Raw genomic sequence first — 26421 nt, 5'->3', positions numbered from 1 at the left:
CGCGAAAAAGGTACATCCGAAGCCGCACTGGGCCTGGAATGCCTTCGCGAGCAAGCTCGCTCCTACAGGGGTTTTGCGCACCTGCCTCTAATCGGTCTTGATTACCATGAATACACCCGCCAAAAACCGCCTGGCCAACCCCGGCTGGTTCCTTGTCAGCCCCTCGGTGGCCTTGCTGCTGCTGTGGATGATCGTGCCGCTGGGCATGACCCTGTACTTTTCGCTGATCCGCTACAACCTGCTCTACCCCGGCGAAAACCAATTCGTGGGGTTGGAGAACTTCACCTACTTCATCACCGATTCGGGCTTCCTGCCCGGCGCCACCAATACCTTGTTGCTGGTGGGCAGCGTGTTGCTGATCAGCGTGGTGTTCGGTGTGCTGATCAGCGCCCTGCTGGAGGCCAGTGAGTTCTTCGGCCGTGGCTTGGTGCGAGTGTTGTTGATTTCGCCGTTCTTCATCATGCCCACTGTGGGCGCGCTGATCTGGAAGAACCTGATTTTCCACCCGGTCTCGGGGATTCTCGCCGCCGTGTGGAAGTTCTTCGGCGCAGAACCCGTGGACTGGCTGGCGCACTACCCGTTGCTGTCGATCATCATCATTGTGTCGTGGCAGTGGCTGCCCTTCGCGATTCTGCTGCTGATGACCGCCATGCAGTCCCTCGATCAGGAACAAAAGGAAGCCGCGCGCCTGGACGGTGCCGGCGCCATCGCGATTTTCTGGCACCTGACCCTGCCCCACCTGGCCCGCCCGATTGCCGTGGTGGTGATGATCGAGACGATCTTCCTGCTCTCGGTGTTCGCTGAAATCTTCACCACCACCAACGGTGGCCCCGGCTACGCCTCGACCAACCTCGCCTACCTGATCTACAACCAGGCGCTGGTGCAGTTCGACGTGGGCATGGCGTCGGCCGGCGGCTTGATTGCCGTGGTCATCGCCAATATCGCGGCGATCATCCTGGTGCGGATGATCGGCAAAAACCTGACTGACAAGCCTTGAGGGCCGCGCCATGACGCTTCAACAATCCCGCCGCCTGCAAAGCCTGTTGCTCGGCACATTGGCCTGGGCCATCGCGATCCTGATCTTCTTCCCGATCTTCTGGATGGTGCTGACCAGCTTCAAGACCGAAATCGACGCGTTCGCCACGCCGCCGCAGTTCATCTTCACGCCGACGCTGGAGAATTACCTGCACATCAACGAGCGCAGCAATTACTTCAGCTACGCGTGGAACTCGGTACTGATTTCCTTCAGCGCAACGGCGCTTTGCCTACTGATCTCGGTGCCAGCGGCCTACTCCATGGCGTTCTACGAAACCCAGCGCACCAAAGGCACGCTGCTGTGGATGCTGTCCACCAAGATGCTGCCGCCGGTGGGCGTACTGATGCCGATCTACCTGTTGGCCAAGAGCTTTGGCCTGCTGGATACGCGTATTGCGCTGATCATCATCTACACCCTGATCAACCTGCCGATTGTGGTGTGGATGGTTTACACCTACTTCAAGGACATCCCCAAGGACATCCTCGAAGCCGCGCGCCTGGATGGCGCGACCCTGTGGCAAGAGATGGTCCGCGTACTGTTGCCGATTGCCAAGGGCGGCCTGGCGTCTACCGTGTTGCTGTCGCTGATCCTGTGCTGGAACGAGGCGTTCTGGTCGCTGAACCTGACCTCTTCCGCCGCTGCGCCGCTGACCGCGTTGATCGCCTCCTACTCCAGCCCCGAAGGCTTGTTCTGGGCCAAATTGTCCGCCGTGTCGACCTTGGCCTGCGCGCCGATCCTGATCTTTGGCTGGATCAGTCAGAAACAGCTGGTGCGCGGTTTGTCCTTTGGCGCCGTTAAATAATAATTCCTAGCGGAGGCTCATCATGGCCAACCTGAAAATCAAGAATCTGCAAAAAGGCTTCGAAGGCTTTTCCATCATCAAGGGCATCGACCTTGAAGTGAATGACAAGGAATTCGTGGTCTTCGTCGGCCCGTCGGGCTGCGGTAAGTCCACCCTGCTGCGCCTCATCGCCGGCCTGGAAGAGGTCAGCGAAGGCACCATCGAACTGGACGGCCGCGATATCACCGAAGTGACCCCGGCCAAGCGTGACCTGGCGATGGTGTTCCAGACCTACGCGCTGTACCCGCACATGAGTGTGCGCAAGAACATGTCGTTTGCCCTGGACCTGGCCGGTGTCGACAAGAAGCTGGTGGAGAGCAAGGTCAGCGAAGCGGCGCGCATCCTGGAGCTGGGCCCGCTGCTGGAGCGCAAGCCCAAGCAGCTGTCCGGCGGCCAGCGTCAGCGTGTGGCCATCGGCCGCGCGATTGTGCGTAACCCGAAGATCTTCCTGTTCGACGAACCGCTGTCCAACCTCGACGCCGCCCTGCGCGTACAGATGCGCCTGGAACTGGCGCGCCTGCATAAAGAGCTGCAAGCGACCATGATCTACGTAACCCACGACCAGGTTGAAGCCATGACCCTGGCCGACAAGGTGGTGGTGCTGAACAGTGGCCGTATCGAGCAGGTCGGGTCGCCGCTGGAGCTGTACCACCAGCCGGCCAACCTGTTTGTGGCGGGTTTCCTCGGCACGCCGAAGATGGGTTTCCTCAAAGGCAAGGTCACCCGTGTTGAAAGCCAACGCTGCGAAGTGCAGTTGGACGCTGGCACGTTGATCAACCTGCCGCTGAGTGGCGCCACCTTGAGCGTGGGCAGTGCAGTGACCCTGGGCATTCGTCCGGAACATCTGGAAATTGCTTCCCCGGGCCAAACCACCCTGACCGTCACCGCCGACGTCGGCGAGCGCCTGGGCAGCGACACTTTCTGCCACGTCATCACCGCCAACGGCGAGCCGTTGACCATGCGGATTCGCGGCGACATGGCCAGCCAGTACGGCGAGACGCTGCACCTGCACCTGGACCCGGCGCACTGCCACCTGTTCGACACCGACGGTGTAGCCGTGGCCCGCCCACTGCGCGCCGCCGCCTGAATTCGCGAGACTTTGCTGATGAAACTGAATAAACAGAACCTCACCCAGTTAGCGCCGCATGTGAAACTGCCGGCCTACGCGATTGCCAGTACCACGCAGGGCATCGCCCATATTGGCGTCGGCGGTTTCCATCGCGCGCATCAGGCGTATTACACCGACGCGCTGATGAACACCGGCATCGGCCTGGACTGGAGCATCTGCGGCGTCGGCCTGCGGGCCGAAGACCGCAAGGCCCGCGACGACCTGGCCGGCCAGGACTACTTGTTCACCTTGTATGAGCTGGGCGATACCGACGACACCGAAGTGCGTGTGATCGGCTCGATCAGTGACATGTTGCTCGCCGAAGACGGCGCCCAGGCGCTGATCGACAAGCTGGCTGACCCGGCGATCCGTATCGTCTCGTTGACCATCACCGAAGGCGGCTACTGCATCGACGACAGCAACGGTGAATTCATGGCTCACCTGCCGCAGATCCAGCATGATCTGGCGCACCCGCGTGCGCCAAAGACCGTGTTCGGCTTCATCTGCGCCGCCCTGACCCAGCGTCGCGCTGCGGGCACACCGGCGTTTACCGTAATGTCCTGCGATAACCTGCCACATAACGGCGCCGTGACGCGCAAGGCACTGCTGGCCTTCGCTGCCTTGCACAATGCCGAGCTGCACGACTGGATCAAGGCCAACGTGAGCTTTCCGAACGCCATGGTCGACCGCATCACACCGATGACCAGCACCGCGCACCGCCTGCAATTGCATGATGACCACGGCATTGACGATGCCTGGCCGGTGGTGTGCGAACCTTTTGTGCAATGGGTGCTGGAGGACAAGTTCGTCAACGGTCGCCCGGCCTGGGAAACGGTCGGCGTGCAGTTCACCGATGACGTCACGCCGTATGAAGAAATGAAGATCGGCCTGCTCAACGGCAGCCACCTGGCACTGACCTACCTGGGGTTTCTCAAGGGTTATCGGTTTGTGCACGAGACCATGAACGACCCGGTGTTTGTCGCCTACATGCGCGCCTACATGGACTTGGACGTCACGCCAAACCTGGCGCCAGTGCCGGGCATCGACCTGACGGACTACAAGCAGACGCTGGTGGATCGCTTCTCCAACCAGGCGATTGCCGACCAACTGGAGCGCGTGTGCTCGGATGGCTCATCGAAGTTTCCCAAATTCACCGTACCGACCATCAATCGCCTGATTGCCGATGGCCGCGAGACTGAGCGTGCGGCGCTGGTAGTAGCGGCGTGGGCGCTGTACCTCAAGGGTGTGGACGAGAATGGCGTGAACTACAAGATTCCCGATCCGCGTGCGGAGTTTTGCCAGGGGCTGGTGAGTGATGAGGCGTTGATCAGCAAACGGCTGCTGGGGGTGGAAGAGATTTTTGGCAAGGCTATTCCCAATTCGCCTGAGTTTGTGGCAGCGTTCGAGCGGTGCTATGCAAGCCTGCGTGACAATGGAGTCACCGCAACCCTGCAAAACCTCCTGAAGAAACCGAATTAACACTGTGGGAGCGGGCTTGCTCGCGAATGCGGTCTGTCAGAGACAAATGTATCGACTGAAACACCGCATTCGCGAGCAAGCCCGCTCCCACTTTTTGATCGGGTTAACACTCCAAAAAATAAGACTGCTGAGCACCCCATCATGACCCAGCAAAACCTGTTTCTCGGAATCGACTGCGGCACCCAAGGTACCAAGGCCATCGTCCTCGACGCCTCCAGCGGCAAGGTACTGGGCCTCGGCGCGGCGGCCCACACCCTGATCAGCGGCGCCAATGGCCGACGCGAGCAGCACACCCAGGAATGGCTGGACGCCTTTACCGAAGCCACCCATCGCGCCCTGCAACAGGCAGGCGTGGACGGCCAGGACATCCTCGGCATCGGCGTTTCCGGCCAGCAACATGGTTTGGTGCTGCTGGATAACCAAGGCCAGGTACTGCGCCCGGCGAAACTCTGGTGCGACACCGAGACCGCGCCGGAAAACGACCGACTCTTGCAGCACCTGGGTGGTGAACGCGGTTCCCTGGAACGTCTCGGCGTGGCGATTGCACCGGGCTACACCGTGTCCAAGCTGTTGTGGACCCGCGAGCAGCACCCGGACATCTTTACGCGCATCGCGCATATCCTGCTGCCCCATGACTACCTCAATTACTGGCTCACCGGCCGCGCCGTCGCCGAGTATGGTGATGCGTCGGGCACCGGCTACTTCAACGTGCGCACCCGCGAATGGGATGTGGCGCTGCTCAAGCACATCGACCCGAGCGGACGCCTTGAAAACGCCTTGCCACAACTGATCGAGGCCGATCAAAGCGTCGGCACGATTCTTCCGGCGATTGCCGAACGCCTGGGCATCAACCCCAACGCCATCGTCTCCAGCGGCGGTGGCGACAACATGATGGGCGCCATCGGCACTGGCAACATTGCCCCTGGCGTGATCACCATGAGCCTCGGCTCGTCGGGCACCGTGTATGCCTTTGCCGACCAACCCAGCGTCAGCCCGCAAGCCTCGGTGGCCACCTTCTGTTCATCCAGCGGCGGCTGGCTGCCGTTGATCTGCACCATGAACCTGACCAACGCCACTGGGGTGATCCGCGAGCTGTTCGACCTGGACCTGACCGCGTTCAACGCCCTGGTCGAGCAAGCGCCCATCGGCGCCGACGGCGTGAGCATGCTGCCGTTTCTCAACGGCGAACGCGTGCCCGCCCTGCCCCACGCCACCGGCAGCCTGCACGGCTTGACCATGACCAACCTGACCCGCGCCAACCTGTGCCGCGCGGTGGTCGAAGGCACCACCTTCGGCCTGCGCTACGGCCTGGACCTGCTGCGCCAGACCGGCCTGCAAAGCCAGAGCATCCGCTTGATCGGCGGCGGTTCGAAAAGCCCGGTCTGGCGGCAGATGGTCGCCGATATCATGAACACCGAAGTGGTCTGCACCGAACAAAGTGAAGCCGCCGCCCTGGGCGCGGCGATCCAGGCGGCGTGGAGCCAGTCCGGCGAGCCACTGGCCAGCCTGTGCGACAAATGTGTGAGCGTCGACCCGGCCAGCCGTACTCTGCCGGTAGCGGCCAGTGTCAGTGCGTATCAACAAGCCTACGAGCGCTACCAGCAGCTTGTGGCAACCCTTTAAGAGCGAACGACTATGTATCTGGTGTGTGGTGAAGCGCTGTTTGATTTTTTCAGCGAGGAAGACGCCAGCGGGCAGGCTTCCAAAGTCAATTACAAGGCGATTGCCGGCGGTTCGCCGTTCAACGTCGCGGTAGGCCTGCGCCGCCTGGGTATCGAGGCGGGTTTGTTCGGCGGCTTGTCCACCGACTTCCTTGGCCGCCGCTTATTGCAGGTGCTCAAGGATGAGGGCGTCAGCGAGCGGTTCCTGGTGGAATTCGCCGCGCCGACCACCTTGTCGATGGTCGCCGTGGGCGCCAATGGCTCACCGCAGTACAACTTCCGTGGCGAAGGCTGCGCCGACCGACTGCTGGACGTCAGCCATCTGCCCGAGCTGGGTGATGACATCCGTGGCCTGCATATCGGCTCGTTCTCGCTGGTGGTGCAACCGATCGGCGACACCTTGCTGAGCCTGGTCAAGCGCGAAAGCGGCAAGCGCCTGATCAGCCTCGACCCCAACGTGCGGCTCAACCCGCAGCCGGATATCCAGCTGTGGCGCGACCGCGTAGGCGAGTTGGTCAAACACGCCGACCTGATCAAAGTCAGCGACGAAGACCTGCACTTGCTCTACCCCGATCAGTCGCCGGAAAGCGTGCTGCAGGGCTGGCTGCAGCATCGTTGCCAGTTGGTGTTCCTCACCCGTGGTGGCGACGGCGCCAGTGTGTTCAGCCGACAGCATGGCCACTGGTCGGCGCCGGCAGTCAAGGTGGTAATGGCCGATACCGTGGGGGCTGGTGATACCTTCCAGGCCGCGTTGATTGCCTGGTTGACCGAGCAGCAGCGTGACTCGGTAGAGGGCCTGCAACAGCTCACCCGTGGGCAAATCGACGCCATGCTGGGTTTTGCAATCCGCGCTGCGGCGTTGACCTGCACCAAGACCGGTCCGGACCTGCCTTACCGCCACCAGGTGAGCTGAACCCGGCAGCAACATGACCAATGTGCCACCACGCAGGCCACGTATTCCGTGGCCTGCGCGCGTTTATATAAAAATTGCCATGTGGGAAAACTGTGCTAAACCCACAACAGGAGCAGTAATTACAACACATGCAGGACAGACCCATGCAAAAGAGCAACGGTTTTTCAACCCGCGCCGTTTTAGCTGTCGGCCTCCTCTCACTGCAGTACACCACACCACCACAATCCTACGCTGCCTGCACACTCACGCCCGGCCCGGGCAACGACACATTTATTTGCGACAGCGGCACCAGTGCCGGCCTGACCGATCTCCTTGGCAATAACCGCCTGACCCTGCCTGAAGGTAACAGCGGCATCATCAACGGCAGCGTCATCTTCGGTCCGGGGACAGACGCCGTGCGGATCGACTCCGGCCAGATCACCGGTGCTGTACAGCAAGGCGCCGGCAGCGATGATTTCATCATGACCGGAGGGCAGATCCAATCCTTGGCACAGGGTGACGGCCGTGACACCTTCCTGATGACTGGCGGCATCATCGTCGGCGAGGTCGTGGACGGCGACGTGTCGAAGCAAACCGGTGGCACCATCGGTCGGGTCGACATGAAGCTCGACAAGAACCTCTATGACATGTCTGGCGGCGCAATCCTGGGCAACCTGGTCACCGGTTTCGATACCGATACGATCATCGTCTCGGGCGGCAGCATTGGTGGCAATATCAGCACCAGCGGCGGCGACGACAGCATCACGGTCAGTGGCGGCATGATCAATGGCGAGATCCGCGCCAGCGTCGGCAATGACACGTTCAACTGGCTCAATGGCGGCCAGATCAAATCGGCGGTGCTGATGGGCGATGGCGACGATACCGCGCTGCTGCGCGGCCTCAGCGAAAGCCTGCTGGCTGCCACGCCCTCCATCGACGGCGGCCTGGGCAACGATCAACTGACCTTCGACAGCACGACGTCCAGCACGGCGTCCCGCTACATCGGCTGGGAGACGGTCAATCTCAACAACAGTTCGCGCTTCGACCTGGCGGGAGATTTTTTCCTGGGTGACAGCGCGAGCAATACCGGCACCTTCAACATTGACGGCAGCAGTACGCTGGCCGTGACCCAAGGCAGCGTGCGGCCCTATCTCGCCGGCCAACTGGCGACGCTGAACAATGCCGGCAAGATCGACATGACCACCGGCAGCGCCACCGCCAACGATGCGCTGACGGTGCATGGCAACTACGTGGGCAATAACGGCCAGTTGTGGCTGCAAACCGTGCTGGGCGATGAAAACTCCGCGACGGACAAGCTGGTAGTATCCGGTGGCACGCTGAGCGGTCATACCGAATTGGCGGTGAGCAACCTCGGCGGCGTCGGGGGCTTTACCCGCAATAACGGGATCGAGGTGGTACAGGCGCTCAACGGCGCGGTGAGCAGCACCGATGCCTTCTCGTTGAAGAGCTCGGTCTCGGCCGGGGCCTATGAATATTTGCTGTTCAAGGGCGGCGTGACGGCCGGTACCGAAAACAACTGGTACCTGCGCTCGTCGGTGGTTGCCGTGCAACCGCCGGCGGTGCCACCCGTGCCACCGACACCACCGGTGGTGGTGCCCGTACCGCCGATTCCAGCGACACCGCCGGTGGTCGACTCCGACGAGCCGCCGGTGGAACCGCCGACCTCGCAACCCGTCGCGCCGGTCGAGCCCCCCGCCCCGCCGCCCAGCCAGGTTGCAGCAGGCAACTCGCCGGAATCCGCCGCGAGCAACCCGGCGCTGCCGACCGCCATTGCCGGTGCCGAGCCCATCCCGCTGTACCGCTTGGAAGTGCCGGTGTATTCGGTGGTGGTGCCCGCCGCACAGTTGATGACCCTGCAAGCGCTGGGCACCTTTCATGATCGCCAAGGCGAGCAAAGCCTGCTGACCGAAAGCGGCGCGGTACCGGCTGGCTGGGGGCGTGCCTATGGCAGCGACTTCAACAAGCACTGGTCGGGCACCGTGGCGCCAAGCTTCGACGGCTCGGTCAAGGGCTATCAGGTCGGTCATGACCTGTATGCATCCGAAACCAGCGGCGGGCAGATCCAGCGCTTCGGGCTGTTTATCGGCCAGAGTCGCCTGAGCGGGGACGTGAAAGGATTCTCGATGGGCTGGCAGAACAATCGCTCCGGGCGGGTCAAACTCGATGGCGATAACTTCGGTGCCTACTGGACGCTCACCGATCCGACCGGCGGGTATGTGGATCTGGTTGCGATGGGCACGCGCCTGAAGGGCGACAACAAGTCCGAGCGGGGCATAAAGATGGACACCAAGGGCCATGCCCTGGCGCTGTCCGCCGAAGCCGGCTACCCGATTGCCGTTTCCGAGCATTGGGTCGTGGAACCGCAGGTCCAGGTAATCCGCCAGACGATCGACCTGGACAGCCAGAACGACGGTATTTCCAGGGTGTCATTCGACTCCCAGGATTACTGGACCGGTCGCCTCGGCGCCCGCCTCAAGGGCCGCTACCTGGTGAATAACACGCCTGTCGAACCTTATCTTCGGGCCAATGCCTGGCGCACCTTCGGTGGCAGCGACACGGTGACCTACGATGATGTGGACCGCATCAAGAGCGATCACAAGTCATCCACGGCGGATGTGGGTGTGGGCGCGGTTGCTCGGCTGTCGCCTTCGGTGAGCGTCTACCTGGCCGCAGACTACAACACCAACCTGGACGGCAACGCGATGGAGGGTGTCAGCGGTAATGCCGGGGTGCGGATGAGTTGGCAAAGATGAAGGTTTTGTCAGCCAGGCAAACATTAATCGATGGTTAATCCCGCGAGTCGAGAGTGAAGCTGTACCCACTTGCGGAGAACCACCATGAAACTGCGCACGTTTATGCTCGGCGGCACCCTGGCACTGGCAGCAGTGTCAGGCCTGGCCCAGGCTGACGATCAGACAAACGCCGTCAAAACCGTGCCTTACCAGTACGGCATGCCGATGGATATCGCCAAGGTATTGGCCATGAACGAAACCCCGACCAATGACTGCAAAGTCATCAAGGCCGATATCAAGTTCCTGGACAAGGCCGGGAAAGTGGAAGATGTCAGCTACCGGAAGATGTCCGAAGCCTGCGATTTCCAGAACTGATCGACAGGCCTGAACAGCATTGGGCCTGGCAATCACCAGGCCCACAGGTCAAGCATCAAGCATTTTCAGTAAGCGCGCCCTCCTACGCGTTGCAGGATGGGGGTATGTGCGTGTTTCAGGTCCTCACGCAACCCGGCGATCAGGTTGCAAATCGCTCGACTGCTGTCGAGTTTGTCCGCGTTGATCCCTTTGACTTCCAAATCGACCCGGTCACGATCACGGTCGTCGTAAACCTTGATCGTCAGCGAAGCATCTTCGGCTTTGGTGCATTCGCACCGTTTAGGTAGGAAACTTCCTTCAATAATGCTGCGAAGTTCTAATTCCGAAAGCATGGTCAACCTCTCCTTTTCTGAGACTGCCAACAGATTGTTGTGTATCCGACGAGCTCATGCCCGCCGCGCCTTGCCGGCCCTGGAAGACGCTTGTAACACCCAAGCCTACTCGGCAAAATCGGCCTTCGTTGTAACTTTTCCTCATAAGCCACATGCCGAGATATATAAGTAAAAGTCTGCGGTTTGAATCTTCGTCGAACCTCAGCGATTAAACGTTTAACTCTGGACTCAAAATTCATTGCAGGCCTGTGCGGCGACCCTTTCGGCAACATGTCGCAAACTATCGAAGTTGATGTTCGCTCCGGAATTGATCGCCACCAAGGTCTGTTTGCGCAGGCCATGATGGGCGACGTACTTGCGCACGCCCGCCACTGCCAACGCGCCAGAAGGCTCGGTGATTGAGCGCGTGTCGTCGTAGATCAGCTTGATGGCGCTGCACAGTTCGTCGTTGCTGACCGTGATAACGTCATCCACCCAATCCCGGCAGATTTCAAACCCGTAGGCCCCTACCTGCGCTACCGCCGTGCCGTCGGCAAACCCGTCGACACTGGGCAGCACCACCCTTTCGCCGGCACGCAGCGCTGCCAACAGACAGCTTGAACCCTCGGGCTCGACGCCGATGATGCGCACCTCGGGCCGTAGGTATTTGACGTAGGCGGCAACCCCGGCAATCAGTCCACCACCGCCTACCGGTACGAAGATCGCATCCAACGGGCCCTGTTGCTGACGCAGAATTTCCATGGCTACAGTGCCCTGACCGGCGATCACATCCGGGTCGTCGAAGGGCGAGACAAAGGTGCAACCGGATGACTCAGCCAGTTGCAGCGCGTGGGCCAGGGCAAAGGGGAAACTCTCGCCATGCAGCACGGCTTCAGCGCCACGGGAACGTACGCCGAGCACCTTCAACTCCGGCGTAGTGCTGGGCATGACGATCCGCGCCTGGATCCCCAACTCCCTTGCTGCCAGCGCCACGCCCTGGGCATGGTTGCCAGCCGATGCGGTGACCACGCCGCGCGCCTTTTGCTCGTCGCTCAACTGCACCAGTTTGTTGTAGGCACCCCGGATCTTGAAGGAAAACGTTGGCTGCAAGTCTTCGCGCTTGAGCAGCACCTGGTTGCCCAGCAACGCTGACAATGCGGGTGCGGGTTGCAACGGCGTGCGCACTGCCAGGTCGTAGACCGGCGCGGCGAGGATCTTTTTTACGTAATGCTCAAGGAGTGCCGAGTCGGCGGTGCAGGTGCTCATAGGTGTTTCCTGGCTTTTTGTTCAAGGCCCAGGAGACGGAAAAACAAAACCCGCCTCTAGGGCGGGTTTGGGTACAGCCGTGCGCTATCCCGCCAAATGAGGAATGGCGGTAATAATGCTTGGCTGGCTGCGAAAAGGTTGAAAGGTCATGCCACGAAATTAACCGTCCCCGGCCGGACAAGTCAACAAAAGGTTTACTTAGAACATACGAAACGTATACGCTTTGTATATCAACCTAGCACAGTGAACCCCATGGGCATCGTCAAGATCACCGACCAACTGCACGAACAACTGCGCCTGGCCAGCGCTGCGATGGACCGTTCCATCAACGCCCAGGCCGAATTCTGGATCAAGATCGGCCTGCTCGCCGAGCTCAATCCTCACCTGCCCTACAATGAATTGATCAACAAACTGTTGCTGGACAAACCCGACCTGATCCGGGGGCGCAGTTGATGATCAAGACTGCCGCCCAACTGGCCGTGATGCGTGAATCCGGGCGCCTGCTGGCTCAGGTCTTTACCATGCTTGACGGGTTTGTCGCCGTTGGCCGCTCCACCCTGGAGCTGGACGCCGCCGTCGAAGCCTTCATCCGCAACGACCTCAAGGCCCGCCCCGCCAGCCTGGGGCAATACGACTACCCCTTCTCCATCAACACCTCGATCAACGAGGTGGTGTGCCACGGCATGCCCAGCGCCAAGGACATCCTCAAGGACGGCGACATCATCAACATCGACATCACCTTGGAAAAAGGCGGCTACATCGCCGATTCCAGCAAGATGTACATGATCGGCACCGTCGCCCCCAAGGCCCGGCGCCTGGTGGAGATGACTTTCGAAGCAATGTGGGCCGGCATCCGCCAGGTCAAGCCCGGCGCGCGCCTGGGCGATATTGGCCACGCTATCCAGAGCCATGCGCAAGCCAACGGCTACAGCGTGGTCCGCGAGTATTGCGGCCACGGCATTGGCCGACAGATGCATGAAGAACCACAGGTCCTGCACTTTGGCCGTCCCGGCACCGGGTTGGAACTGCGTGAAGGCATGGTGTTTACCGTGGAGCCGATGCTCAACCAGGGCAGCTCGAAAGTACGCAGCCTCAAGGATGGCTGGACGGTGGTGACCAAGGACAACAGCCTGTCGGCGCAGTGGGAACATACCGTGGCGGTGACGGCGGATGGGTTCGAGGTCTTGACCTTGCAACCCAGCGCCTGAACGACGCAACCCCTGTAGGAGCCGGCTTGCCGGCGATGGCATCGCCTGAAACACCGCGTTGCCTGCATCGCCGGCAAGCCAGCTCCTACAAGGACCGGTGTTCACACGACATTGGCGCCGCCCGCTATCCGCTTCAGCCCCACCACCATCAAGCCCGCCCCAAGCCCCATCGCCGCCAGAAACAACGGATACGACACCCACCACGGCGTCCCCGCCGTCATCATGCTGAACTCCGACATGCCGCCAATGCTCGCAATCAGGTTCAGCGGCAGGAACACCACGTTGATCAGCGTGAGCTTGCGCAGCAGGTTGTTCATGCTGTTGTTCATCAGGTTGCCGCGGGCGTCGATCAGCCCGGAGAACACGTTGGAATAGATCTCCGCCTGTTTGTAGCACTGGTGGTTCTCGATGATCAGGTCGTCGATCAGCGCGAGTATTTGCGCACTGAAGTGTTCCTTTTCTGCATGATTGCGCAGCCGCGACAGCACCGCGCCGTTGCTGTGCAGCGCGTTGATGTAATAGATCAGGCTTTCGCTGAGGCTGAACATCTGCATCAGGTGGTGGTTGCTCATGGACGCATTGAACTGCTGCTGCAATTCCCGTGCGACCAGCTTGATCACCTTGAGGTGGCCCAGGTAGTGGTGAATGTTGTTGAGCAACAAGTCGAGCAATACATCCAGCGGCGTGTGTAACGGGCGGCGCTTGCCGAGGCCGGTCAGCGGGGTTTCGTCGGTGGCGATCACCAGCAGGCGGCCAGGCGAAAACAGCAGGCCGCAGGACGACACCTCGAACACCAGGTTGCCGCCACCGGAGTAGTTTTCCGGGCGTTTCCAGATCAGGAACAGATTGTCCGGGTGAAACTCGATGCGCGAGACCTCATCGGGGTCCAGCGCCGAGGCCAGGGCGTGCTCGTCGAGCTTGTGGTGGTCGCGCAGCCACTCGCGCTCGGCAAGGTCAGGGTTGTTGAACAACTGGATCGGGGCATCATCACTTTCCCCACTGTGCAGCTTGCCATCGGTCAGTTGAAAACGCTGGATCATCGCCGGGTCACCAGACCTGGCCCTGACGCTTCAACTCCAGGCGCCGCACAAACTCCTCCAGCACCAGCCCATACAGATCGTCCTGCAAATAGGCATCTTCGATACCTGCGTCCAGGTTCGGGTTGTCGTTGACTTCGATCACCACCACCTTGTCGCCGGACTGCTTGAGGTCGACGCCGTAGAGACCATCGCCGATCAGGTTGGCGGTCTTCACGGCCAGCTCCACCACCGCCTTGGGCGCTTCATGGACCGCCAGGGTACGGCATTCACCGTTGATGTCCTGGCCGATGGCCTTGTGGTTGTAGATCTGCCAGTGGCCCTTGGACATGAAGTACTGGCAGGCAAAGATCGGCTTGCGATTAAGGATGCCGATGCGCCAGTCGTACTCGGTGTAGAAGAACTCCTGGGCCAGCAACAGCACCGAATGTTCGAACAACTCGGCAGTGGCCTTGAGCAAGGCTTCCTGGCTTTCGACCTTGATCACGCCGCGGGAAAAACAGCCGTCGGGGATCTTCAGCACCAGCGGGAATCCCAGACGCTCGCCGACCCGTTCGAAGTCTTCCGGTCGCTCCTTGTAGAGGATTTCGGTGGCGGGCATGCCCAGTTGGTGACTGTTGAGCAGGTCGGTGAGGTAGACCTTGTTGGTGCAGCGCAGGATTGACGCCGGGTCGTCCATCACCACCAGGCCTTCGCTTTCGGCTTTCTTGGCGAAGCGGTAGGTGTGGTTATCGACGCTGGTGGTCTCGCGGATCAGCAAGGCGTCGTATTCGGCCAGGCGCGAATAGTCCTTGCGCTCGATCAGTTCCACATCGATGCCCAGGCCCTTGCCAACGCGGATGAAATTATCCAGGGCCTTGGCATTGGAAGGCGGCAATTGCTCTTGAGGGTCGTGCAGGATGGCCAGGTCATAACGGGCCAGGCGACGTGAACGCGGCTGGCGCCAGATCTTGCGGCTGAAGTTGTCCAGCGCGTGGGCGAATTGATCTTCCTGATCGTCGCGCAACTTGTGCAGCACGCCCGATTTAACGCCTTCAATATGCCAACCGTTATTCTTTTTAAAATCAACTAACAAGATCGGGCACGGAAAGGCTTCAAACAACTGACGGGCCAAATCTTGCAACGGCTCTATATTGGTCCGACCAAAATAAAGTGTTAGGGTAAAGCCTTCGGTATTGCTGTAAAGATGATGACTCAAGGCTTTATCGAGGGTTTTATCCAGGTCGTCCAAGGCCAGGCCGTACAGCGACTTCTTCGTCAGTTCGCTGATGGTGCGCACCGACGGAATCACCTTGTGCCCGCGGGCTTCGGCCAGCAGCGAGCAGTAATAACCGTGCCCCAGGTACTTGTAGCTGCGGCACAGGTTGATCACCTGTACGCGCTTGCCACTCTCGTTTTCACGGGTCTGTTCCAGGTATTCCTGGGCGGTGACGATGTCTTCGCTGGGAAAGTAGGAGGCCCAATCTTCCTTGCGCTCGACAATGATCACGACTTGACTGCTAGCTTTCGGTGGTGCGCAAAAATAACTTTTATTAGTTATTGTCGCCGCGAGGGTTTGCTCGGATACTTCACGCCAATGACCTTGTACCGCCGACATAATATTTGATCCGCTTTAGAGAACTCGACCTTTTCTATTAAGCACGATCTTTTAGAGAAGTCCCGTTTCGTTACGCAACTTTTACGGCGGTCATATGGCTCTTTGCTTTCGCGTTGCAACCCTCTTGGATGTGCCCGGATTAGTGGCACTGGAACAGCACTGCTTCACCACTGACCGGCTGTCACAGCGCAGTTTCCAGTGGATGGTCAGCCGCGCCCATGGCCAGTTGCTGGTGGCGGACAATGACGGGCAATTGCTCGGTTATGCGCTGGTGCTGTTGCGCCGTGGCACCTCGTTGGCGCGTCTGTATTCCATCGCCGTTACCGAACCTGCGCGTGGCACGGGGCTGGGCAAACAGTTGCTGAGCCGCGTTGAAGCTTTCGCCGTGGCACAGGGTTGCACGCGCCTACGCCTGGAAGTACGCACCGACAACCCCGACGCTCTCAGCCTTTATGAGCGCAACGGTTATCGGCGCTTTGCCCTGATCGACGCCTATTACGAAGACCACACCGCCGCCCTTCGGTTAGAAAAGACCTTGTCCAGACTCAGCATCCTGTAGGAGCGAGCTTGCTCGCGAAGATCCACCAGACGCCGCGTTAAACCAGGAGTCTCGCGTCATCGTTGACGTTTTTCGCGAGCAAGCTCGCTCCTACAGTGGTCTTGGCTTCCAGCTCGCGCACCAGTGGCAACACACGCTTGCCGAAGTACTCGACTTCTTCCTGGAAGTGCAGGAACCCCGCCAGCACCAGGTCCACCCCCACCGCCTTGAGCGCGACGATGCGCTCGGCAATCTGTTGGGGCGTGCCGATCAGGTTGGTCTTGAAGCCATCGTTGTACTGCACCAGGTCTTCAAAGCTGGACTTGGCCCAGTTGCCCTCGCCTTCCGGCGATGCCTTGCCCGCTTGCTTCGCTGCATCGCCAAAGGCATTCACCGCCTCCGGGTCGGCCTTGTCGATGATCTCCGCGAGCACGGCGCGGGCTTCTTCCTCGGTGTCGCGGGCGATCACGAAGGCGTTGACGCCGACTTTGACCGAATGGTTGTTCGCCGCCGCTTTCGCGCGAATGTCATCGACCTGGGCCTTGATGCCTTCCGGGGTGTTGCCGTTGGTGAAGTACCAGTCCGACACCCGCGCCGCCATGTCCCGCGCGGCCCGCGAGCTGCCGCCCTGGAACACCTCCGGTTGGCCCAGTGGCTTGGGCTTGAGGGTGTAGTTGTTGAAGCGGTAGAAGTCGCCCTTGAAGGTGAACTCATCCTGGGTCCAGATGCCTTTGAGGGCGCGGATGAACTCTTCGGAACGGCGATAACGCTCATCGTGCTCCAGCCAGTGTTCGCCGATGGCCTGGAACTCGCCCTTGAACCAGCCGCTGACGATATTCACTGCGATACGGCCGTTGGTGAGCTGGTCGATAGTCGCCAGTTGCTTGGCCGCCAACGCCGGTTGCCAGGGGCCTGGCAGGATCGCGGCGATCACCTTGAGCGTGGTGGTCGCGGCCAGCAGCGCATGGCTGAATGCCACGGACTCATGCTGGTTTTCGGCACCGTAGCCCGCGGTGAAGCGGATCTGGGTGAGGCCGTATTCGAAGCCGGCGGCCTCCGCCAGTTGCGCCAGTTTGCGGTTGTAGTCGATGCCCCAGTGGGTACGTTGTTCGATCTTACTGACCACTAACCCACCACTGACGTTGGGCACCCAGTAGGCAAATTTCACGGCTTGCTGACTCATCTCGCGTTTCCTCGCACAAAGGGGATGTACCCAGGGCTTGAGCAGCAAGCGTGCCAGGCCGTGAAAACGCCCGGGCCAGGGGCGTTGCACGCAATACCGCGTGCGGGCGTCGATGTCGCAGAGTGTACGGGTTTGTCGATCAGCTGTTGCCAGGGCAACAGTGGCTGAGCGCTTTGGCCCGTAAATACGGGCGCCGATACCCGGCACGGAGTATGCAATCTCCCCTGCATTGATCACTGCCCAGGAACCTTGCCCATGACCGAACAACACGTCATCAACCCGCTGTCCACTGGCGTCGACTATTCGACCTTGGCCGCGCGCTTTCGCCCGATCTTCCAACGCATCGCCGACGGCGCTGTAGAACGCGAACAGTCGCGCACCCTGCCCCATGAACCGATCCAGTGGCTCAAGGAAGCAGGCTTTGGCGCAGTACGCGTGCCGGTGGAATATGGCGGCGGCGGTGCTTCCCTGCCGCAGCTGTTTGAACTGCTGATCGAATTGGCCGAAGCCGATTCCAACGTACCCCAGGCCCTGCGCGGGCACTTTGCATTTGCTGAAGATCGTCTGAACGCCCCGCCCAGTGCCGGCCGGGATCTGTGGTTCAAGCGGTTCGTGGACGGCGATATCGTCGGCTGCGCCTGGACCGAGATTGGCAACGTGGCGATCGGCGATGTGGTCACCCAGGTCAGCCCTGACGGCGATGGCTGGAAGCTCAACGGAGAGAAGTTCTACAGCACTGGCAGCATCTTTGCCGACTGGATTGATGTGTATGCCCAACGCAGCGACACCGGTGGTGATGTGATCGCCGCCACCCGCGCCCGTCAGCCTGGGGTGGTACACAGCGATGACTGGGACGGCTTTGGCCAGCGCACCACCGGCAGCGGCACGTCGCGTTTTACCGACGCGGTGGTGGATGCGGAAAACGTCATCGACTTTGCCAGCCGGTTTAAATACCAAACGGCGTTCTATCAGTTGGTGTTGCTCGCCAGTTTGGCGGGGATTGGGCGTGCGGCCTTGCGCGATGTGGCGCATCAGGTGCGCAGCCGTAAGCGCATCTACAGCCATGGCAATGCGGCGCATGTGAGCCAGGATGCGCAGGTTCAACAGGTGGTCGGGGAAGTGGCGGCGCTGGTGTATGCCGCTGAGGCGAGTGCGCTGAGGGCGACGCTGCCGGCGCAACGGGCGTATTTGGCGCGGTTTGGGGGGGATGATGCTGCTGAGCGTATAGCCAATGTGGCTGCAGAGATTGAGTCGGCTACGGCGCAGGTGGTGGTGTCGGGGTTGATTCAGCGGGCTACCAGTGAGTTGTTTAATGCACTGGGGGCTTCGGATGTGCGGCAGGGTAAGGCGCTGGATCGGCATTGGCGGAATGCGCGGACGGTGTCGTCGCATAATCCGGTGATTTATAAGGCTCGGATTGTGGGGGATTGGGTGGTTAATGGGGTGGAGCCGCCGTTTGTTTGGCAGATTGGGAATGGGCGGGGTTGAGTTGTGGGTTTGATTGGGGGCATATCCGTTATTTAGGTGATGGCGGCTTATGGTTCCGCCCTTACGGCGGGTCACTTTCGAAAAGCGCGAAAGTAACCAAAGCGCTCTTGCCCCAACACTCGGCACCTCGCCTAGGCTCGGTGTGCCCGTAATCCGACAGTGATTTGGGGGGCCGCCGCCACGCGCCATCCATGGCGCGGGGCGGCTAAACCGGCATCCCTGCCGGTTTACCCCCCAAATCCCTGCCGAATTCCGGCCAGCGTGTTTGACGGGGCGCCTAAGATCAAGATCAAAAGCAAGAGCACAGCGGCCTGACAGCCGGCTTGAGTGGTGTAAAGCAAAGGCAAAATCAAACGCGGTCCTGTAGGAGCCGGGGGGACGCCTAGTTCTTGCCGGCGATGGTCTTCAACGATAATGCGGGGGAACCAGACAAAACGCGGCGGTCTCACGTTTTTCGCCGGCAAGCCGGCTCCTACAGGGACCGCGTATCTACGATGCGAAGCGAGTCGCTCTTGATCTTAGGCGCCCCGTCAAACACGCTGGCCGAACGCAGGCTTGAATCCGTGGGTAACCCGGCAGGACGCCGGGTTAGCCGCGCTGGGCCAAGGATGGCCCATCGCGGCGGCCCACGGATTCAAGCCGGAGTGAGGGCACACCGAGCCTAAGCGAGGTGCCGAGTGTTGGGGCAAGAGCCTTTTGGTTACTTTTGGGCTCTTTTCAAAAGTGACCCGCCGTAAGGGCGGAACCAATACCAGCCATCACCCAAACAACGGATATGCCCGCAATCAAAACGCCAACTTATAACCAATGGCCATCAACATAACCGCCAAGCAAGGCCGCAACACGCCATCAGGCAGTTTGCCCGTCATATGGCTACCCACATAGATCCCCGGCAACGACCCCATCAACAAAAAACCCAACAAATGCCAGTCCATATTCCCCATGCTGGCATGCCCCAACCCCGCCACCAGGGTCAACGGCACAGCATGCGCAATCTCAGTCCCCACCAACCGCCGCGTCGCCAGGAACGGATACAAAATAAACAACGCCACCGTCCCCAACGCACCCGCACCAATGGACGTCAGGGCCACCATGGTTCCGAGGATCGCCCCCGTCACCACCGTCAGCGCATTCAAATTGCGCGGACTCATGTGATAGCTGTCTCCCGCATGCCGCTGGGCAAACCCCAACAGGCTCTTCTTGAACAGAATCGCCAATGCAGTCAGCAACAACACCACCCCAAGCGCCTGCTTGATCACTGCATTCATCACGCTAGGGTCGGTATGCAAACTGGCCAGAAACCACAAGGTCAACAGCACCGCAGGCACGCTGCCCAAGGTCAGCCAGCCAGTAATGGTCCAATCGATATTCTTGTTCTTGCTATGCACCAGCACGCCACCGGATTTGGTGATGGCGGCATACAACAGGTCAGTGCCCACGGCGGTGGCCGGGTTGATACCGAACCACAACAGGATCGGGGTCATCAGCGACCCCCCACCCACACCGGTCATGCCCACGATAAAACCAACGATCAGGCCCGCCACCACAAAACCAAAATTACCCACATCCATTCCAGCTACCTGCGGCCTTATAAATTTCTGGCCGCAGGATAGCGATTTTTCTTATAACGACTTATATCAATATGATCTGACTTTATGCCTTTTAGCTCAGTCGATGACAGACATACGCTTGGGTTTGATACGGAAAGGCCACGGTGTCGCGCCCCTTCAGTGAAGGATGCGTGTCGATCAGTGCCTGCAGTTGCGCGGTCACCACAGCCTTGGACGCCTCCGGCAGCGCAGCAATAAAGCTCACGGAGAGAAAGCGATCCATGATCACCTCCTGAGGACTGCCCACATGACTGTAGGGAAAACAGGTCATTTCAGGCTCGGAAAAATACTTGCCAGTGAAGGCCTCACGCCAACGCCCCGTATGAAAACGCGGCGTATCCCCCTCGTACGGAGTAATGATGTCAGTGATGGCGGCGACCCAATCCACCGACTCATCCCGCACATTCCACACCAGGCCCAGTCGGCCGCCGGGCTTGAGCACGCGATGGATTTCCGCCAGCGCGGCCTCGGTGGAGAACCAGTGGAACGCCTGGGCACACACCACCGCGTCAGCGCTGGCGGCCGGCAGCGGGATGGATTCAGCCGTGCCATTGACCAGGCGCACATCGGGCAGCAGCTTGGTCAACTGCGCGCCCATCGCCGCCACCGGCTCGACGGCAATCAAGGTCGGCGCCAGGGTGCTGAGCAAGCGGGTGAATTTGCCAGTGCCGGCGCCCAGGTCGATCACACTGGACAGCGCGTCGATGTGCAGTGTGTCGGCGAGCCAGCCCGTAAGTTGTCTTGGATAATCCGGCCGACCTTGGGCGTAGGTGACGGCCTGGGTCGAAAAACCCTGTTGAGCAGACGTGTGAACACCAGTCATTGCCAATCTCTCCTCGGGTAAAGCGGGGGCACAGTGTGCGCCCTCTCACCTTTATTTTCTAATCGCTGCATCCAATCGCGCAGGCCCTGGGTAGTCCTTTCAGAACCCCCGCTGTTTGACTGAAATGGAGAAGTACCCATGAACGCTAAAGCACTGTTCTGCCTCACCGCCCTGCTCGCTGCCACCCCCGCAGCGTTCGCCCAGACCGGCTTGCCCGACAGCATCAAGGTGCCGGACGGCCATAAGGTGGCGATGGAAACCACCGGCGTCGGCGAAATCACCTACGAATGCCGCGACAAAGCCAACGCCGTCGGCCAGACCGAGTGGACCTTCGTCGGGCCCAAGGCCGTGTTGAATGACCGCAGCGGCAAGCAAGTCGGCACTTACTTCGGCCCGCCGGCCACCTGGCAGGCCAAGGACGGTTCGAAAATCACCGGCACCCAATTGGCCGTGGCGCCATCCGGTGCGGGCAACTTGCCGTATCAATTGGTCAAGGCCAACCCCGCTGAAGGCAAAGGCGCGATGAGCGGCGTGAGTTACATCCAGCGCGTGGCCCTCAAGGGCGGCGTGGCGCCGAGCAGCGAGTGCACCGCAGCCAACAAAGGCAAGCAGGAAGTGGTGAAGTACCAGGCGGATTACATTTTCTGGGCGGCCAACTGAGTAAAGTCGTCTACGCTGCCCCCCATGCCGATCATTGGGGGGTAGCCATCCGTGTTTGATTACGAAGCCTGTCTGCAGGCTTGCGCCCGTGGCGATCAACGCGCCTTGCGCCAGCTGTATGAGCAGGAAAGCAGCCATCTGCTCGGCGTGGCGTTGCGCATCGCCAGGGACAAATCCCTGGCCGAAGATATCGTACATGATGCGTTTATCAAGATCTGGCGAGGCGCCAGTAGTTTTGACCCCAGTCGCGGCTCGGCCCGTGGCTGGGTGTTCAGCGTGACCCGGCACCTGGCGCTCAACGTGGTGCGTAACCATTACCGCGAAGTGCCTTTGGGCGACGAACACGAGCAAGTCGCCGCAACCGAAACCTTTGAATTCAGCGCGCGCTCGGGACAGGTCCACACCTGCCTGGAGCAACTCGACCCGGCCCGTCGCACGTGCATCCTGCATGCCTATGTCGACGGTTATTCCCACAGTGAAATCGCCCAGAAACTCGACACCCCGTTGGGGACCGTCAAGGCCTGGATCAAACGTAGCCTCGCCGCGCTGCGGGAGTGCATGGCATGAACGACCCACTGGACGAACTGGCCAGCGAATACGTGCTGGGCACCTTGCCCGGCGAACAACGCGCCGACGTCGAACAACGCCTCAAGCACGATGCCGAACTACGCGCTGCAGTGGACGCCTGGGAGCAACGCCTGTTGCCGCTGACCGCCTTGGCGGAACCCGTACCGCCCTCCTCTGAGCTGTGGCGGCGTATCGAACGTAACATCGCCACTGCCCGCACGCACTGGTGGGACCTGCTGGCCGTGTGGCGCGGCCTGGCCGGTGCCGGGCTTTTGACCACGCTGGTACTGGCCGGGTTGCTACTGACCCGCCCGCCCACTGCCGACCCAAGCTTCGTGGTCGTGCTGGTCGCGCCGCAAAGCCAGGCACCGGGATGGGTGATCCAGGCCAGTCATGATCAGCAGATTCAGCTGATCCCGTTGGGCGTGATGGAAGTGCCGTCCGACAAGGCCCTGCAGTTCTGGACCAAGGGCGACGGCTGGCAAGGGCCAGTGTCCCTCGGCCTGGTCAAACCGGGCCAGACGCTGTCGGTGCCGCTGGACAAGCTGCCGCCGCTCACGCAAAACCAGCTGTTCGAACTGACCCTGGAAGACCCGCGTGGCTCGCCGACCGGTAAGCCCACTGGGCCGATTCAGGCGATCGGCCGCGCGGTGAAGGTGCTCTGATCAGGCGACGGTGGGCAACCACACGCGAAACCGCGCACCACCCAGCGGTGAAGCCAACGCCGTCAGGCTGCCGCCCTGCGCTTCCAGGGCGCGCCGGCTGATGGCCAGGCCCAGGCCGAAACCACCCGTGGCGCGGTCGCGGCTGCGGTCCAGGCGGTAGAACGGTTCGAAGATGCGCTCGCGCTGGTCCACAGGGATGCCGATCCCGTCGTCGTCCACCCAGATTTCACAGCCCTTGGCACACACCTTCACGCCGACCTGGATACGCTTGTCGCAGTAACGCGTGGCATTGCGCAACAGGTTCTGCAACGCGCGGGCGGTGAGGCGTGGGTCGAGGCTGAAGCGCTCCACGGCGCAGTCGAGCGCCACATCGATGACGATCTCTGGGTTTTCCAATTCGTCATCGACACTGCCGAGCACGCTGTCGATGAATTCATCGAGGACCACTTCGACCCGCTCCGGCAACTGCGCCGGGTTTTGCAGGCGGCTGTAGGACAGCAACTCCAGCACCAGCTCATCCAGCTCGCGGATATGCGCCACCAGGCTTTGCAGACGTTCGCGACTGGCTTCGGGCAAGTCTTCGGACAATGCCAGGGCCAGGCCGAAATCCAGGCGCGTCAGCGGCGTGCGCAGTTCGTGAGAGACCGCATTGAGCAGGTCGCGTTGCTGGTTGAGCAGGTGTTCGATGTCGTCGGCCATGGTGTCGAACACCGTGGCCAGGCTGCCGATGTTGGAGCTTGGGGGAATGTGTGTGCGTTCGCTCAGATTGCCCTTGCCTAATTGGGCTGCGGTGTTTTTCAGGCGTTCCAGATCACGCCAGTGGGGGCGCAGCCACATCAGCAGACAGGCCAGTAACGCAGCCACGATCAACACATTGATCGCCCAGTACAGTACGTTCATGTCGAGTGGATCGGGCGGTATGGTCAGCTTGACTGCGAACTGCTCGTTGACCGGCGAGCTGATTTCGGTCATCCAGCCCCACTCCCCCAAGCGCACGACCGACTTGCCCTGCTCCAGCAGTTGTTCTTCCGCCGGGGTGTAACTGGCGTCCTGGCGCAGCAGTAATTGCACTTTCAGCGGTGCAAAATCGCGCCCCAGTTGCTCGGTCACCTGTGACCAGCGCTCTACCGGCGCCCGCAGGTATTGCTTGACGATCAGTTTCTGCTGGCCGCGGGTCTGCTCGATGTTGTAGTTCATGTAGCGGTGTTCGAACAGCTGGATCACCAGCGAGGGAATCAGGTAGATCGCCAGACTGTAGGTGACGATGGTGATCAGGTAGAGCCGCAGCAGTACTCTGAACATGGCTCAGCATTCCCACTCGGAACGGCTGAAGAGGTAGCCCTTGCCCCACACCGTCTTGATCTTGCGCGCTTCACCGGCATTGTCGTCGAACTTGCGGCGCAGCTTGGAGATGGCCACGTCCACCGAGCGGTCGGTGCCATTGAACTCGATACCGCGCAGGCGTTGCAGGATCTGGTCACGGCTGAGGACTTCGCCGGCATGCCGGGCGAGCACCACCAACAGGTTATATTCGCCGCTGGACAACTCCACCGGCTGCTCGCGCCAGGTCACCGTGCGCTCCGACAGGTCGATGCACAGGTTGCCCATGATGATCTGATCATTGGCCACCTGGGGTTCGGACAGACTGCTGCGCCTTAACAACGTACGCACCCGCGCCAGCAATACCCGTGGCTCACAGGGCTTGGTCACGTAGTCGTCGGCGCCCATTTCCAGGCCCAGCACCTGGTCGTGGCTGTCATCGCGGGCGGTGAGCATCAGGATCGGCAGCCCTGCCGAATCGGCGCGTAGCAGGCGGCAGACTTGCAGGCCGTCGAGGCCTGGCAGCATCAGGTCGAGGATCACCAGGTCCGGCGGGTTCAGGCGCGCGCGTTCACGGACGTGGTCGCCACGGCTGAGCACGCTGACGTGGTAGCCATTGCGTTCCAGGTAGCTGGCAATCAGCTCGGAGAGTGCGGCGTCGTCTTCCACCAGGAGGATGTTGGGCATGGTGTTTCCAAATAATGCGGTTTGTTGGTGTGTTGCAGGATTGTGCAAGGATATACGCCCCCGGCGCCCCGCGCGCCGCACCTTACATTTCTTCACAGACGAGCTACACAGCTTCACAGCACCACGGCGCAGGTGACTTTAGGATGCGCCAGTCAATATTGGGATAAGAGCATGTCGAAGAATCTGTTTGCGCCATTTTGCCTGCTGGCCCTCACCCTGGCCCTGAGCGCATGTGGCGACTCCGCCGCCGAAGCGCCGCAAATGCCCCTGGCCAAAGTGCGCGTCGAAACCCTTGAAGCAAAGCCCCTGGCCATTACCAGCGAATTGAGCGGGCGTATTGCCGCACCGCGCATCGCCGAAGTGCGTGCACGGGTCGCAGGCGTGGTGATGCAACGGGTGTTCAAGGAAGGCCATGACGTGAAACAGGGCGACGTGCTGTTTCGCATCGACCCCGCGCCGTTCAAGGCCGACCTCGACAGCGCCCAGGCCAACCTGAGCAAGGCCGAGGCCGATGCCTTCAAGGCGCGCCTGCAGGAACAGCGCTACAGCCAATTGGTGGAAGGCAATGCCATCAGCGGCCAGGACTACGATAACGCCCGCGCCGCCGTGCGCCAGACTAACGCCGAAGTCGCCGCCAACAAGGCTGCCGTCGAACGCGCCCGCTTGAACCTGGGCTACGCCACCGTGACTGCGCCGATTTCCGGTCGCATTGGTCGCGCATTGGTCACCGAAGGCGCACTGGTCGGCCAGAACGAGGCCACGCCGCTGGCGCTTATCCAGCAACTGGACCCGATCCACGCCGACCTGACCCAGTCCACACGCGAGCTGAACGACCTGCGCCGCGCCTTCCGTGCCGGCAGTTTGAAGCAGGTCGGCCAGGACCAGGCCAAGGCCACGCTGATCGAGGACGACGGCAGCCTCTACCCGCTGCCGGGCAAGTTACTGTTCGCCGAGATCAGCGTCGACCCCGGCACCGGGCAGATCATCCTGCGCAGCGAGTTCCCCAACCCGGACCTTGACTTGCTGCCCGGCAGTTTTGTGCGTGTGCGCCTGGAACAGGCTGTCGACAAGCAAGGCATCAGCGTGCCGCAACGCGCCATCACCCGTGACAGCGCCGGTATCCCGATGGTGTTGCTGCTGGACGCCGAGCAGACCGTGAGCCAGCAGCCGGTAGAACTGGGTGCAGTGATCAATGACCGCTGGATCGTCAGCAGTGGCCTCAAGCCCGGTGACCGCATCATCGTCGAAGGCCTGCAACACGCGCGCCCCGGTGAAAAAGTTGAAGTGGACGACAGCCCGCTCGTAAAGGAATAACC

23 protein-coding genes and 2 pseudogenes are annotated in these 26421 nt (G+C 60.9%); 16 read left to right on the top strand and 9 right to left on the bottom strand.

Annotation, left to right across the window (positions count from 1 at the left end):
• Positions 1 to 106 precede the first annotated feature (106 nt).
• From U367_RS0104995 to U367_RS0104960, 8 genes are all read left to right on the top strand, one after another.
• Positions 107 to 997 (top strand): carbohydrate ABC transporter permease, encoded by an 891-nt coding sequence (locus U367_RS0104995; protein ID WP_032864136.1) that lies wholly within the window; start codon positions 107 to 109, stop codon positions 995 to 997.
• Positions 998 to 1007: 10 nt separating this feature from the next.
• Positions 1008 to 1838 (top strand): carbohydrate ABC transporter permease, encoded by an 831-nt coding sequence (locus tag U367_RS0104990; RefSeq protein WP_003173672.1) that lies wholly within the window; start codon positions 1008 to 1010, stop codon positions 1836 to 1838.
• A gap of 22 nt (positions 1839 to 1860) precedes the next feature.
• The gene (locus U367_RS0104985) at positions 1861 to 2964 is read left to right on the top strand and encodes an ABC transporter ATP-binding protein (RefSeq protein ID WP_028615939.1); all 1104 of its coding nucleotides are present in this window, start codon (positions 1861 to 1863) and stop codon (positions 2962 to 2964) included.
• An 18-nt stretch (positions 2965 to 2982) separates the two neighbouring features.
• On the top strand, positions 2983 to 4464 hold the full coding sequence (locus U367_RS0104980) for a mannitol dehydrogenase family protein (protein ID WP_028615938.1): 1482 nt from the start codon (positions 2983 to 2985) through the stop codon (positions 4462 to 4464).
• 141 nt (positions 4465 to 4605) lie between these two features.
• Entirely contained in the window at positions 4606 to 6087 is a 1482-nt protein-coding gene (gene xylB, locus U367_RS0104975; RefSeq protein WP_028615937.1) for a xylulokinase, read from the top strand.
• A 12-nt stretch (positions 6088 to 6099) separates the two neighbouring features.
• A complete protein-coding gene (locus tag U367_RS0104970; protein WP_028615936.1) occupies positions 6100 to 7038 on the top strand; it encodes a carbohydrate kinase family protein in 939 nt (312 codons plus the stop codon).
• Positions 7039 to 7181: 143 nt separating this feature from the next.
• Positions 7182 to 9791 (top strand): autotransporter family protein, encoded by a 2610-nt coding sequence (locus U367_RS0104965; protein WP_028615935.1) that lies wholly within the window; start codon positions 7182 to 7184, stop codon positions 9789 to 9791.
• An 84-nt stretch (positions 9792 to 9875) separates the two neighbouring features.
• Positions 9876 to 10145 carry a DUF2790 domain-containing protein gene (locus U367_RS0104960; protein WP_028615934.1) on the top strand — a complete coding sequence of 90 codons (270 nt, stop codon included), beginning with the start codon at positions 9876 to 9878 and terminating at the stop codon, positions 10143 to 10145.
• 65 nt (positions 10146 to 10210) lie between these two features.
• Here the strand turns inward: U367_RS0104960 and U367_RS0104955 are convergent, their stop codons facing one another.
• Complete coding sequence (locus U367_RS0104955) at positions 10211 to 10477, bottom strand: DUF1652 domain-containing protein (protein ID WP_028615933.1); 267 nt, start codon at positions 10475 to 10477, stop codon at positions 10211 to 10213.
• Positions 10478 to 10735: 258 nt separating this feature from the next.
• Positions 10736 to 11722 (bottom strand): annotated as a pseudogene (gene ilvA, locus U367_RS01000000129870) (threonine ammonia-lyase, biosynthetic); the annotation flags it as partial.
• Positions 11723 to 11974: 252 nt separating this feature from the next.
• Between ilvA and U367_RS0104945 the strand changes: the two are divergent.
• Both U367_RS0104945 and map read left to right on the top strand, forming a co-directional pair.
• A complete protein-coding gene (locus U367_RS0104945; protein WP_003190946.1) occupies positions 11975 to 12175 on the top strand; it encodes a ParD-like family protein in 201 nt (66 codons plus the stop codon).
• Positions 12175 to 12930 (top strand): type I methionyl aminopeptidase, encoded by a 756-nt coding sequence (gene map / locus U367_RS0104940; protein ID WP_028615932.1) that lies wholly within the window; start codon positions 12175 to 12177, stop codon positions 12928 to 12930. Before U367_RS0104945 ends, map begins: the two co-directional genes overlap by 1 nt.
• A gap of 101 nt (positions 12931 to 13031) precedes the next feature.
• Here the strand turns inward: map and U367_RS0104935 are convergent, their stop codons facing one another.
• On the bottom strand, positions 13032 to 13970 hold the full coding sequence (locus U367_RS0104935) for a magnesium transporter CorA family protein (RefSeq protein WP_028615931.1): 939 nt from the start codon (positions 13968 to 13970) through the stop codon (positions 13032 to 13034).
• A 7-nt stretch (positions 13971 to 13977) separates the two neighbouring features.
• Positions 13978 to 15564, bottom strand: coding sequence for a RimK family protein (locus tag U367_RS0104930; protein WP_028615930.1), 1587 nt, complete (start codon positions 15562 to 15564; stop codon positions 13978 to 13980).
• A 94-nt stretch (positions 15565 to 15658) separates the two neighbouring features.
• Here U367_RS0104930 and U367_RS01000000129865 point away from each other — a divergent pair.
• Positions 15659 to 16102, top strand: a pseudogene (locus U367_RS01000000129865) (GNAT family N-acetyltransferase); the annotation flags it as partial.
• Between the two features lie 58 nt (positions 16103 to 16160).
• Here the strand turns inward: U367_RS01000000129865 and sfnG are convergent.
• On the bottom strand, positions 16161 to 17285 hold the full coding sequence (gene sfnG, locus U367_RS0104920; RefSeq protein WP_028615929.1) for a dimethylsulfone monooxygenase SfnG: 1125 nt from the start codon (positions 17283 to 17285) through the stop codon (positions 16161 to 16163).
• A gap of 255 nt (positions 17286 to 17540) precedes the next feature.
• Here sfnG and U367_RS0104915 point away from each other — a divergent pair, with 255 nt between their 5' ends.
• Positions 17541 to 18773: an acyl-CoA dehydrogenase family protein gene (locus U367_RS0104915; protein WP_028615928.1), complete on the top strand. Its 1233-nt coding sequence runs from the start codon at positions 17541 to 17543 to the stop codon at positions 18771 to 18773.
• 785 nt (positions 18774 to 19558) lie between these two features.
• On the opposite strand, the gene U367_RS0104910 is transcribed toward U367_RS0104915, so the two are convergent.
• Entirely contained in the window at positions 19559 to 20344 is a 786-nt protein-coding gene (locus tag U367_RS0104910) for a sulfite exporter TauE/SafE family protein (protein ID WP_016979380.1), read from the bottom strand.
• 91 nt (positions 20345 to 20435) lie between these two features.
• The gene (locus U367_RS0104905) at positions 20436 to 21206 is read right to left on the bottom strand and encodes a class I SAM-dependent methyltransferase (protein ID WP_028615927.1); all 771 of its coding nucleotides are present in this window, start codon (positions 21204 to 21206) and stop codon (positions 20436 to 20438) included.
• A gap of 138 nt (positions 21207 to 21344) precedes the next feature.
• On the opposite strand from U367_RS0104905, the gene U367_RS0104900 reads away from it, so the two are divergent.
• The 3 genes from U367_RS0104900 to U367_RS0104890 are packed head-to-tail and all read left to right on the top strand — an operon-like array spanning position 21345 to position 23098.
• A complete protein-coding gene (locus tag U367_RS0104900) occupies positions 21345 to 21866 on the top strand; it encodes a DUF3455 domain-containing protein (RefSeq protein WP_028615926.1) in 522 nt (173 codons plus the stop codon).
• A 51-nt stretch (positions 21867 to 21917) separates the two neighbouring features.
• The gene (locus U367_RS0104895) at positions 21918 to 22433 is read left to right on the top strand and encodes a sigma-70 family RNA polymerase sigma factor (protein WP_028615925.1); all 516 of its coding nucleotides are present in this window, start codon (positions 21918 to 21920) and stop codon (positions 22431 to 22433) included.
• Entirely contained in the window at positions 22430 to 23098 is a 669-nt protein-coding gene (locus U367_RS0104890; RefSeq protein WP_028615924.1) for an anti-sigma factor, read from the top strand. The genes U367_RS0104895 and U367_RS0104890 overlap by 4 nt, the downstream gene beginning before the upstream one ends.
• Here the strand turns inward: U367_RS0104890 and U367_RS0104885 are convergent, their stop codons facing one another.
• Together U367_RS0104885 and U367_RS0104880 are read right to left on the bottom strand one after the other, a co-directional pair.
• On the bottom strand, positions 23099 to 24400 hold the full coding sequence (locus tag U367_RS0104885; protein WP_028615923.1) for an ATP-binding protein: 1302 nt from the start codon (positions 24398 to 24400) through the stop codon (positions 23099 to 23101). It lies immediately after the preceding gene.
• Positions 24401 to 24403: 3 nt separating this feature from the next.
• On the bottom strand, positions 24404 to 25105 hold the full coding sequence (locus U367_RS0104880; RefSeq protein ID WP_010210801.1) for a response regulator transcription factor: 702 nt from the start codon (positions 25103 to 25105) through the stop codon (positions 24404 to 24406).
• A 171-nt stretch (positions 25106 to 25276) separates the two neighbouring features.
• Between U367_RS0104880 and U367_RS0104875 the strand changes: the two genes are divergently transcribed.
• Positions 25277 to 26419, top strand: coding sequence for an efflux RND transporter periplasmic adaptor subunit (locus U367_RS0104875; RefSeq protein WP_016979386.1), 1143 nt, complete (start codon positions 25277 to 25279; stop codon positions 26417 to 26419).
• Positions 26420 to 26421: the final 2 nt, after the last annotated feature.

This window comes from Pseudomonas canadensis, assembly GCF_000503215.1.
Lineage (GTDB): Bacteria > Pseudomonadota > Gammaproteobacteria > Pseudomonadales > Pseudomonadaceae > Aquipseudomonas > Aquipseudomonas canadensis.
Note: the sequence above shows the minus strand (reverse complement) of the source record. Positions and strands in the feature narration are given on the sequence as shown.

Excerpts from the sequence above, each read along its gene's own strand:
- U367_RS0104995 (WP_032864136.1), top strand. The coding sequence starts at position 107 with ATGAATACACCCGCCAAAAACCGCCTGGCCAACCCCGGCTGGTTCCTT.
- U367_RS0104990 (WP_003173672.1), top strand. The coding sequence starts at position 1,008 with ATGACGCTTCAACAATCCCGCCGCCTGCAAAGCCTGTTGCTCGGCACA.
- U367_RS0104985 (WP_028615939.1), top strand. The coding sequence starts at position 1,861 with ATGGCCAACCTGAAAATCAAGAATCTGCAAAAAGGCTTCGAAGGCTTT.
- U367_RS0104980 (WP_028615938.1), top strand. The coding sequence starts at position 2,983 with ATGAAACTGAATAAACAGAACCTCACCCAGTTAGCGCCGCATGTGAAA.
- xylB (WP_028615937.1), top strand. The coding sequence starts at position 4,606 with ATGACCCAGCAAAACCTGTTTCTCGGAATCGACTGCGGCACCCAAGGT.
- U367_RS0104970 (WP_028615936.1), top strand. The coding sequence starts at position 6,100 with ATGTATCTGGTGTGTGGTGAAGCGCTGTTTGATTTTTTCAGCGAGGAA.
- U367_RS0104965 (WP_028615935.1), top strand. The coding sequence starts at position 7,182 with ATGCAAAAGAGCAACGGTTTTTCAACCCGCGCCGTTTTAGCTGTCGGC.
- U367_RS0104960 (WP_028615934.1), top strand. The coding sequence starts at position 9,876 with ATGAAACTGCGCACGTTTATGCTCGGCGGCACCCTGGCACTGGCAGCA.
- U367_RS0104955 (WP_028615933.1), bottom strand. The coding sequence starts at position 10,477 with ATGCTTTCGGAATTAGAACTTCGCAGCATTATTGAAGGAAGTTTCCTA.
- U367_RS0104945 (WP_003190946.1), top strand. The coding sequence starts at position 11,975 with ATGGGCATCGTCAAGATCACCGACCAACTGCACGAACAACTGCGCCTG.
- map (WP_028615932.1), top strand. The coding sequence starts at position 12,175 with ATGATCAAGACTGCCGCCCAACTGGCCGTGATGCGTGAATCCGGGCGC.
- U367_RS0104935 (WP_028615931.1), bottom strand. The coding sequence starts at position 13,970 with ATGATCCAGCGTTTTCAACTGACCGATGGCAAGCTGCACAGTGGGGAA.
- U367_RS0104930 (WP_028615930.1), bottom strand. The coding sequence starts at position 15,564 with ATGTCGGCGGTACAAGGTCATTGGCGTGAAGTATCCGAGCAAACCCTC.
- sfnG (WP_028615929.1), bottom strand. The coding sequence starts at position 17,285 with ATGAGTCAGCAAGCCGTGAAATTTGCCTACTGGGTGCCCAACGTCAGT.
- U367_RS0104915 (WP_028615928.1), top strand. The coding sequence starts at position 17,541 with ATGACCGAACAACACGTCATCAACCCGCTGTCCACTGGCGTCGACTAT.
- U367_RS0104910 (WP_016979380.1), bottom strand. The coding sequence starts at position 20,344 with ATGGATGTGGGTAATTTTGGTTTTGTGGTGGCGGGCCTGATCGTTGGT.
- U367_RS0104905 (WP_028615927.1), bottom strand. The coding sequence starts at position 21,206 with ATGACTGGTGTTCACACGTCTGCTCAACAGGGTTTTTCGACCCAGGCC.
- U367_RS0104900 (WP_028615926.1), top strand. The coding sequence starts at position 21,345 with ATGAACGCTAAAGCACTGTTCTGCCTCACCGCCCTGCTCGCTGCCACC.
- U367_RS0104890 (WP_028615924.1), top strand. The coding sequence starts at position 22,430 with ATGAACGACCCACTGGACGAACTGGCCAGCGAATACGTGCTGGGCACC.
- U367_RS0104885 (WP_028615923.1), bottom strand. The coding sequence starts at position 24,400 with ATGTTCAGAGTACTGCTGCGGCTCTACCTGATCACCATCGTCACCTAC.
- U367_RS0104880 (WP_010210801.1), bottom strand. The coding sequence starts at position 25,105 with ATGCCCAACATCCTCCTGGTGGAAGACGACGCCGCACTCTCCGAGCTG.
- U367_RS0104875 (WP_016979386.1), top strand. The coding sequence starts at position 25,277 with ATGTCGAAGAATCTGTTTGCGCCATTTTGCCTGCTGGCCCTCACCCTG.